At 65.5% G+C, this 8,329-nt stretch carries 8 protein-coding genes; 3 read left to right on the top strand and 5 right to left on the bottom strand.

What is annotated here, in order from left to right:
* Positions 1-239: 239 nt before the first annotated feature.
* The 4 genes from rpoH to ftsY form a co-directional block, all read right to left on the bottom strand.
* Positions 240-1,094 (bottom strand): RNA polymerase sigma factor RpoH, encoded by an 855-nt coding sequence (rpoH, locus tag ACRC0P_RS04815; RefSeq protein WP_438628649.1) that lies wholly within the window; start codon positions 1,092-1,094, stop codon positions 240-242.
* A gap of 207 nt (positions 1,095-1,301) precedes the next feature.
* Positions 1,302-2,348 carry a permease-like cell division protein FtsX gene (gene ftsX / locus ACRC0P_RS04810; RefSeq protein ID WP_438628648.1) on the bottom strand — a complete coding sequence of 349 codons (1,047 nt, stop codon included), beginning with the start codon at positions 2,346-2,348 and terminating at the stop codon, positions 1,302-1,304.
* Positions 2,329-3,015: a cell division ATP-binding protein FtsE gene (gene ftsE / locus ACRC0P_RS04805; RefSeq protein ID WP_438628647.1), complete on the bottom strand. Its 687-nt coding sequence runs from the start codon at positions 3,013-3,015 to the stop codon at positions 2,329-2,331. The genes ftsX and ftsE overlap by 20 nt, the downstream gene beginning before the upstream one ends.
* Positions 3,016-3,143: 128 nt before the next feature.
* On the bottom strand, positions 3,144-4,244 hold the full coding sequence (gene ftsY / locus ACRC0P_RS04800; RefSeq protein WP_438628646.1) for a signal recognition particle-docking protein FtsY: 1,101 nt from the start codon (positions 4,242-4,244) through the stop codon (positions 3,144-3,146).
* An 84-nt stretch (positions 4,245-4,328) separates the two neighbouring features.
* On the opposite strand from ftsY, the gene rsmD reads away from it, so the two are divergent.
* The 3 genes from rsmD (at position 4,329) to ggt (ending at position 7,419) form a co-directional block, all read left to right on the top strand.
* Complete coding sequence (gene rsmD / locus ACRC0P_RS04795) at positions 4,329-4,910, top strand: 16S rRNA (guanine(966)-N(2))-methyltransferase RsmD (protein WP_438628645.1); 582 nt, start codon at positions 4,329-4,331, stop codon at positions 4,908-4,910.
* A gap of 252 nt (positions 4,911-5,162) precedes the next feature.
* Positions 5,163-5,639: a pantetheine-phosphate adenylyltransferase gene (coaD, locus tag ACRC0P_RS04790; protein WP_438628644.1), complete on the top strand. Its 477-nt coding sequence runs from the start codon at positions 5,163-5,165 to the stop codon at positions 5,637-5,639.
* 61 nt (positions 5,640-5,700) lie between these two features.
* Positions 5,701-7,419 (top strand): gamma-glutamyltransferase, encoded by a 1,719-nt coding sequence (gene ggt / locus ACRC0P_RS04785; RefSeq protein WP_438628643.1) that lies wholly within the window; start codon positions 5,701-5,703, stop codon positions 7,417-7,419.
* 4 nt (positions 7,420-7,423) lie between these two features.
* Here the strand turns inward: ggt and ACRC0P_RS04780 are convergent, their stop codons facing one another.
* A complete protein-coding gene (locus tag ACRC0P_RS04780) occupies positions 7,424-7,969 on the bottom strand; it encodes an amidohydrolase family protein (protein WP_438628642.1) in 546 nt (181 codons plus the stop codon).
* Between the last annotated feature and the right edge of the window lie 360 nt (positions 7,970-8,329).

Genomic DNA, 8,329 nt, shown 5'->3' with positions numbered 1-8,329 from the left:
AATGCCACAGTTATTCATGTCAGTCCCCTTCTGGTTTAAGGCGCTTAGCGACCTTGTGTTTCAAAACTCAACCAGTTTAGGGGACTGACCTCCTACTGAGCTAGATCTTGGCTCGCCGCTTTATTACATCTCCTACAAGCGGGCCTGCGGCCCGCAAGCCGAGCTGGAGCTCGGCGCTCCCAGGTATAAAAAAAACCGCGCGGCTGCGCGGTTTTTTCGCCGGTAATCGATGTGTCCTGTCAGGCCTCCATCGCCACCCGCACTTTCTTCATCGCATTCTTTTCCAACTGGCGGATGCGCTCGGCGGAGACGCCGTACTTGTCCGCCAGTTCGTGCAGGGTGGACTTTTCGTCGCTCAGCCAGCGCGCCTGGATAATATCGCGGCTGCGCTCGTCCAGCTGTTCCAGCGCAGAGGCCAGGCTGCTGAGATTGGTGTCCTGCCAGTTGTCCCGCTCCAGTTGGGCCGCCGGGTCGTAGCGGCGGTCCTCCAGGTAGTGGGCGGGGGCCTGCCAGGCGGTGTCCTCGTCCTCGTCCACGCCGGCATCAAAGGCGGCGTCGTGGGCGGACAGGCGGCCCTCCATCTCGTGCACGTGGGCCACGTCCACATTGAGGTCCTCGGCCACCGCCCTGGCCTCGTCGTTGGTGAGCCAGGCCAGTTTCTTCTTCTGCCCGCGCAGATTGAAGAACAGCTTGCGCTGGGCCTTGGTGGTGGCGATCTTCACGATGCGCCAGTTGCGCAGGATAAACTCGTGAATCTCCGCTTTGATCCAGTGCACCGCGAAGGACACCAGACGCACGCCCTTTTCCGGGTTGAAGCGCTTGACCGCCTTCATCAGGCCGACGTTGCCCTCCTGGATCAGGTCCGCCTGATTGAGGCCGTAGCCGGAATAGGACTTGGCGATATGCACCACGAAGCGCAGATGGGACAACACCAGCTGGCGCGCGGCGTTGAGGTCTTCGCGGTAGTAGAGGTCTTCCGCCAGGCGCTTCTCCTCCTCGGCGGACAGCACCTCAAAGCTGCTGACCGTCTGGATATAGGCGCCCAGATTGGCGCCCGGAGACAACATATGGACTGGCTGCAGGCTGGTTCCCATTCAGGTCTCTCCTTCTGAAAACTCGATCACCGGTTGACTCCCCGGCTGCCGGCGCTTGCGCGCGGCAAATTGGCTTCAGTGTAGCACTTGCGCGGCCGCCTTAGGAAGCCCGCGCAGGACCGGTGCAATGTGTTGATATCCGGGGCCTTAGAGGGGTTATCCACAGCCGGGGTTCCGTCCTCGCGCAGCCTTTACCTTTCTTATCCTTCAGCGCGGCTCTATCGCTTTGATATGCCGCGCCACCGCCACCCAGGCACCGAGCAGGCCCAGCAGCGCGGCGCCGCCGGTGAGCGCCAGCAGATAGCTGAAGCCGGGACCGCGCAGCGCGTAGCCGCTATCGTAGGAAGAGGCCAGGGCGGATACCGGGCCGGACAGCAGCGCCGCGCCGCCGCTCACCAGCAGCCAGGCGAGCAGGCCGCCGGCGACACCGTAGCAGAGGCCGCTGTACAGGAAGGGCCGACGCACGAAGGCGTCGGTGCCACCCACCAGTTTGACCACCAGTATCTCCTCGCGACGGCTCTCGATATGCAGGCGGATAGTGTTCACCACCACCAGCAGCACCCCCAGCGCCAGCAGCAGCGCCAGGCCGGCGGACAGCCGCCGGCCCAGCTCGGTCAGTTGTGCCAGGCGCTGGACCCAGGCCATATCCAGCACCACCGCGTCGGTGAGCGCGCTGTCGCGCAGCTGGCCGGCCAGGGCCTCCAGCCGGTCGCTGGCGGTATCCCGCGGGCGCACCAGCAGCACCGCCGGCAGCGGATTGGCGCCCAGCCCCGTCAGCGCGTCGCCCAGCCCCGAGGCCTGCTGGAATTCCCGCAGCGCCTCCTCCGGGGAGATATAGGTGACCTCGGCCACAGCGGGATCGGCGCGCAGTTCGCCGGCAAAGGACTGCACCGCAGTGTCGCGGGCGTCCTTGTGCAGAAATACCGAGATCTGCGGCTGGCCGTCCCAGCCGGCCACTGCGCGCTGGAAGTTGAGCAGCCCCAGTTGCAGCGCGGCGGGCAGGGCCAGGGCGATGGCGATCACCAGCGCGGTCATGCCGCTGGCCAGCGGCGCGGAGAAAAAGCGCCGCAGGGCCTCTACCGCCATCTCCCGGTGGTGACCGAGCCAGCTGTGCCAGCGATCCCCCAGGCGGGTGCGCGCCGCCACCGCCCCGGTGGGCCTGGGCCTGGCTTCCGGTACCTGTCGCTGCGGCTTGCGGGACGCCCGCTGGGCCTTGTGCGCCGCCTGAGGCGACCTATGGGGTGACTGCTTCACGGCCGGGGACTCCGTCGTAGATCAACTGGCCCGCCTGCAGGGTGAGCACCCGGCGTTTCATGCGCGCGATCAGTTCCAGGTCGTGGCTGGCCACCATCACGGTGACACCCACGGCGTTGAAGTCGGCGAACAGCTGCATGATCTCCGCCGACAATTGCGGGTCAAGGTTGCCGGTGGGTTCGTCGGCCACCAGTATCGCCGGCTTGTTCACCACCGCTCGGGCGATGCCCACCCGCTGCTGCTCGCCGCCGGAGAGCACAATGGGGTTCTGCTTCTCCTTGTGCAGCAGGCCCACCTTGTCCAGCGCCGCGCGCACCCGGCGACCCACCTCGCGTTTGCTGCACCCGGCCACCGACAGCGGCAGGGCGACGTTGTCGAACACATTGCGGTCGAACAGCAGCTGGTGGTTCTGGAATACGATGCCGAGATTGCGGCGGTAGTAGGGGATCTGGCCGTTGCGCAGGCGGCCCAGGTTCTGCCCGGCCACCAGGATACTGCCGCGGGTGGGGCGCTCTATCGCCGTGAGCAGCCTGAGCAGGGTGCTCTTGCCCGCGCCGGAATGCCCGGTGAGAAACACCATGTCGCCGTGCCCGATCTCCAGGCTGACGCGCACCAGGGCGTCCTGGCCGGATTCGTAGCGTTTGTTGACACTGTCAAAGGTAATCATGGGCGAAGGTGATCATGGAATTGCAGCACTATTTTTCTTGTTCTTGCTAGGAGCGGCCCATGGCCGCGATCGATCCATCCGAATTCTCTGGAATCCGTTCGCGGCCATGGGCCGCTCCTACAGGCGAATCAGCCGGGCTCACGTGCGAACAGCGCGGCGACGAATTCCCGCGCCTTAAACGGCTGCAGGTCCTCCGCCTGCTCGCCGACGCCGATAAAGCGTACCGGAATCCCGAACTTGCGCGCCAGGGCAAAGATCACCCCACCCTTGGCGGTGCCGTCGAGCTTGGTCAGCACCAGGCCGGTGACGCCGGCGGCGTCGCGGAACTGCTCCGCCTGGCTGATGGCGTTCTGGCCGGTGCCGGCATCCAGCACCAGCAGCACCTCGTGGGGTGCGCTCTGGTCCAGCTTGCCCATCACCCGGCGCACCTTGGTGAGTTCCTCCATCAGGTTGGACTTGGTGTGCAGGCGGCCGGCGGTGTCGGCGATCACGATATCGATACCCCTGGCCTGGGCCGACTGCACCGCATCGTAGATGACCGAGGCGCTGTCGGCGCCGGTGTGCTGGGCCACCACCGGCACATTGTGGCGCTCGCCCCAGACCTGTAACTGCTCCACCGCCGCGGCGCGGAAGGTGTCGCCGGCGGCCAGCATCACCGACCGGCCCTGGTTCAGATAGCGGTGCGCCAACTTGCCGATGGTGGTGGTCTTGCCCACACCGTTGACGCCCACCACCAGGATCACGAAGGGCTGCTTCGCGGTGTCGATCTCCAGCGGGGCCTCGACGCCGTCGAGCAGGTCCGCCAGCTCCCCCTGCAACGCGTTGTACAGGGCCTCGCCGTCGGCCAGTTCGCGGCGGGATACCCGGTCGGTAAGCCGCTCGACGATCTCCCCGGTCGCCTCCACCCCCACGTCCGCCATCAGCAGGTGGGTCTCCAGTTCCTCCAGCAGATCCTCGTCGATCTCCTTGGCGCCCAGGAACAGGTTGCCCATCCCCTCGGCGAACTGCCCGCTGGTGCGGCTGAGGCCGCGGCGGATGCGGGAGAAAAAGCTCTCCTTCTTCGCCGGCGGCGGTGCGCTTTCGGCAACCGGCTCCGGCCGCGCCGACCCGGCGGGCTGTCGGGGTTCAGGCGCGGCGGGTTCCTCCGCCGGCGCTGATTCAGGGGCTGCCTCTTCGGCCTCGGTTTTGCCGGGCTGGGGCTGCTTTTTGCGCAGGAAGTCAAAGATCATTCGTGAGTCCGGATGTACCGCTTGCAGAAAGGCGCTAATCTTAGCACCGCTCCAGCCCCCACACAGCCGTTATAGAGAATCGCCTTGGCCAGAAGCCCCTCGCGCAAATCCGCCTCCCGGCCCCTGTCCCAGCTGCGCATCATCGGCGGACGCTGGCGGGGGCGCAAACTGCAGTTTGCGCCGGTCGCGGGCCTGAGACCCACCGGCGACCGGCTGCGCGAAACCCTGTTCAACTGGCTGCAGTTTCATTTGCCCGGCGCCCGCTGCCTGGATCTTTTCGCCGGTTCCGGGGCCCTGGGGCTGGAGGCCCTGTCCCGCGGCGCGGCCGGGGTGGACTTCGTCGAGCTGAACCGCGGCGCGGCGCGGACACTGAAGGAGCAGCTGGGCGCACTCCAGGCGCAAAACGGCCGGGTACACTACACTAGCGCGAGCGATTTCCTCGCCCATACGGACACCCGCTACGACATAGTGTTTGTGGACCCGCCTTTTGACGGCGACCTCTGGCAGGAAACGCTGGCCGCCCTCGGCGGGCACCTGGCAAAAAATGCGCTGGTCTATGTGGAGACCCCCCGGGACAAGGTGGTCCTCCCACCGGACGGCTGGCAGATAGCAAAGGAAAAACGGGCGGGGCAGGTGTGCATGAGGCTGTTTTCTGTCGCTGGATAAGAACCAGGGGGTGGCGGTACCTCACGCCTGCTCCGGCAGATTTGTGAGATGGATGCCGATTGCGAGCGCACAGATACGCACTCACAGCGTGTCCCGGAAAGAGGCACCCCTCCCGACCCCGCACCGGCTGCGCAGCACCATAGATCGTAAACAGGCTCTGGGAAAGTCCGTTTGCTGGCTTTCCCGGATTTTGAGCCCGGACCACAAATTGTTTACCATGCGCGTCCCGTTCGGCCCACAGAGCCCAGGTCCATGAAAAAAGTCGTCTACCCCGGCACCTTCGATCCGATCACCAACGGCCACCTGGACCTGGTGCAGCGGGCCTGTCGCCTGTTCGACCACGTGATCGTGGCGGTGGCGGCGAGCACCCGCAAAAACCCGCTGTTCACCCTGGACGAGCGGGTGGACCTGGCCCGACGGGTGCTGGGGGACCTGCCCAACGTGGAGGTGATCGGCTTCGATATCCTGCTCGCCGACCTGGTGCGCCAGCTGAACGCCTACGGAGTTCTGCGGGGCCTGCGCGCGGTTTCCGACTTCGAGTACGAATTCCAGCTGGCCAATATGAACCGCCAGCTGGCGCCGGAGATGGAAAGCCTGTTCCTCACCCCGGCGGAGCACCTCTCCTATATCTCTTCCTCCCTGGTGCGCGAAATCGCCTCCCTGGGCGGCGACGTAACCAAGTTCGTGCCGCCGGCGGTACAGGAAGCGCTGCTGGAGAAATTCCGCTGAAACTGCGCTCCGGCGCTTTCTGATACACTCGGCGCACACCTGTTTGACCGGGAGTTTTCTTGTGCGCAGCCTGCTTCTCGCCGTCGCCGTTTTCCTGCCCACCGCCTTTGCCGAAGAGCCGCAACCGGAAATCGCCACCGGCCGCGGCGAGATCAAATCCGCCAGCGCGCAGGAATATATGGCGGTCACCGCCAACCCCCACGCCAGCCGCGCCGCCGAGCGGATACTGGCCCGCGGCGGCACCGCGGTGGATGCGGCCATCGCCGCGCAAATGGTGCTGGGGCTGGTGGAACCCCAGTCCTCCGGTATCGGCGGCGGCGCCTTTATGCTGAGCTACCGCGCGGACAGCAAAAAACTTCATTACTACGACGGCCGCGAGACAGCGCCCGCAGCGGTGGACGAAAACCACTTTATGCGCGACGGGCAGCCGCGCCCGTTTTTTCAGGCGGTGATCGGCGGCTATTCGGTGGGCGTGCCCGGCGCGGTGCGCATGCTGGAGCTGGCCCACCGGCGCGACGGCAAGCTGCCCTGGAAATCCCTGTTCGAGCCCGCCATCGAGCTGGCGGAGCGGGGATTCGCGGTCTCCCCGCGCCTGCACCAGCTGCTGAAAAGAATGCCCCAGGTGGCCGCGCGCCCGGCCATCGAGGCCTATTTTTTCGACGCCGACGGCGAGCCGCTGCCGGTGGGTCACAGACTGAAAAACCCCGACTATGCGCAGACACTGCGCACCATCGCCGCGAAGGGTGCGGATGCCTTCTACGAAGGGGAAATCGCCGAGGCGATCGTCGATGCGGTGCGCAAAGACCCGGACAACCCGGGGCTGCTCACCGGGAAAGACATGGCCGACTATCGCGCGAAAGTGCGCGAACCGGTGTGCAGTGTTTTTCTCCAGTACCGCGTGTGCGGCGCTGCTCCGCCGTCCTCCGGCGGCACTACCGTGGGCGCCATCCTGGGAATGCTGGAACACTTCCCGCTGGACCGCTACGAGGCGGGCGACAGCGAACTCACCCACCTGTTCGCGCAGGCGTCCGAGCTGGCGTTTGCCGACCGCAACACCTATGTGGGCGACCCGGATTTTGTCGAAGTCCCCACTGCGGCGATGGTGGCGCCGGCCTATCTGGCAAAGCGCGCCGAACTGATCGATCCGGGAAAAGCCACCGCGGTGGCGCCCGGCAAGCCGGCGGCCTTCGCCCGCAAACGCCTGACCGCCAAATCCCCGGAGCTACCCAATACCAGCCACCTGTCCATCGTCGACCGCTACGGCAACGGCGTGAGCATGACCACCAGTATCGAGACGGGTTTCGGCTCGCGGCTGCTGGTGAAGGGCTTTCTGCTCAACAACCAGCTCACCGATTTTTCCTTCACCCCGAAAAACGCCGACGGCGCCCTGGTGGCCAACCGCATCCAGCCGGGCAAGCGGCCGCGCTCGTCCATGTCGCCCACCATCGTGTTCGACGGGGAAGGGGACATGCGCCTGCTGGTGGGCTCCCCGGGCGGCTCGCGGATTATCGACTACACCGCGCGCACCGCGCTCTACCATCTGGGGCTGGGCATGCCGATCGCCGAGGCCATCGCCGCCGGCAATATCGGCGCGATCGGCGGCCGCGTGGAGCTGGAGGCCGGCTACTTTTCCGCGGATACGGTGGCGGCGCTGGAGAAAATGGGCCACAAAATTGCCCAGCGCGGCCTCAACAGCGGTATTCACGCCATCGCAATTGTCGACGGCGAACTGCACGGCGGCGCCGATCCGCGGCGGGAGGGGAGTGCCCTGGGCGAGTAGTCGGCTATGGAGCCGCCCCAGCCGCCGGTTTCGGAATGATCTTTTCAATCAGCTGCACGGCGCTGCCCCGAAGCAGGCCCGTAGGCAGGCCGTTGTCAGCCTTTTCGATCGCGCCACCCTCGGGATTCGGTGTGTCGACGTCGATACCGGCGGCGGCCAGGGCCTCGGAGTTGGCCCAGATGGTGCGGTGGTCGCGGGAGAAGAGCACTATCGGGATCAGGTCGTTGACCTGATCCAGCTGCGCCTTGTGCGGCGGCGCCTCGCCGAAGGCGGCGACGTCCCAACCCTTGCCGACGATCACCTGCAGATCCGGGTTGTCGCGAATGAATCTTTCCACCGCCTCGATATAGTCGCCCGGGCTGCGGCCCCCGCGCAGGTCCAGCAGCCGCTCGACGCCGGGGAGCTGCAGTGGCTCTTGTTCCGGCTCGGGGTCGGGCTGGGTCGCCAAATCCGCCGGCGCTTGCGGTTTTTCAGTGGTCGATGATGGCTCCCTGCGATCGCAGCCGGCGGCGAGCAGCACCAGGGAACAGGCTATCCAGATACTCTTCATCGTTTTCCCTTCGTTAAAAAATGCGGGCTTCGGGAAAAGTATAGAAAGGGGGTCTGCGCTGAATGGCACTAAGTTAAGCCCCGAGCTGCTCCTGCCCCTGAGGATTGCGCTGTAGGAGCCTGCTTGCAGGCGAACATTCCCGGTGGCCGCGACTTCAATTCGCCTGCAAGCAGGCTCCTACAGGGAGATTCCGCCTAACTTAGTGCCATTCGGGTCTGCGCTTAATACCGCTACCTTAAGTCGAAAATCGGCATATTTGTAGGATGGGCAAAGCGTAGCGTGCCCATCAAGGTCCCGGAAGATGGGCACGTCGCTACGCTCCTTTGCCCATCCTACGACCGAAACAACGCTTAAGGTAGC

Origin of the sequence: Microbulbifer sp., from assembly GCF_051659245.1 — a bacterium.
Lineage (GTDB): Bacteria > Pseudomonadota > Gammaproteobacteria > Pseudomonadales > Cellvibrionaceae > Microbulbifer.
Note: the sequence above shows the minus strand (reverse complement) of the source record. Positions and strands in the feature narration are given on the sequence as shown.

What these genes read in the sequence shown, in the direction of transcription:
- rpoH (WP_438628649.1), bottom strand. Translation starts at nt 1,094, where the DNA reads ATGGGAACCAGCCTGCAGCCAGTCCATATGTTGTCTCCGGGCGCCAAT.
- ACRC0P_RS04780 (WP_438628642.1), bottom strand. Translation starts at nt 7,969, where the DNA reads ATGAAGAGTATCTGGATAGCCTGTTCCCTGGTGCTGCTCGCCGCCGGC.
- ftsY (WP_438628646.1), bottom strand. Translation starts at nt 4,244, where the DNA reads ATGATCTTTGACTTCCTGCGCAAAAAGCAGCCCCAGCCCGGCAAAACC.
- coaD (WP_438628644.1), top strand. Translation starts at nt 5,163, where the DNA reads ATGAAAAAAGTCGTCTACCCCGGCACCTTCGATCCGATCACCAACGGC.
- ftsE (WP_438628647.1), bottom strand. Translation starts at nt 3,015, where the DNA reads ATGATTACCTTTGACAGTGTCAACAAACGCTACGAATCCGGCCAGGAC.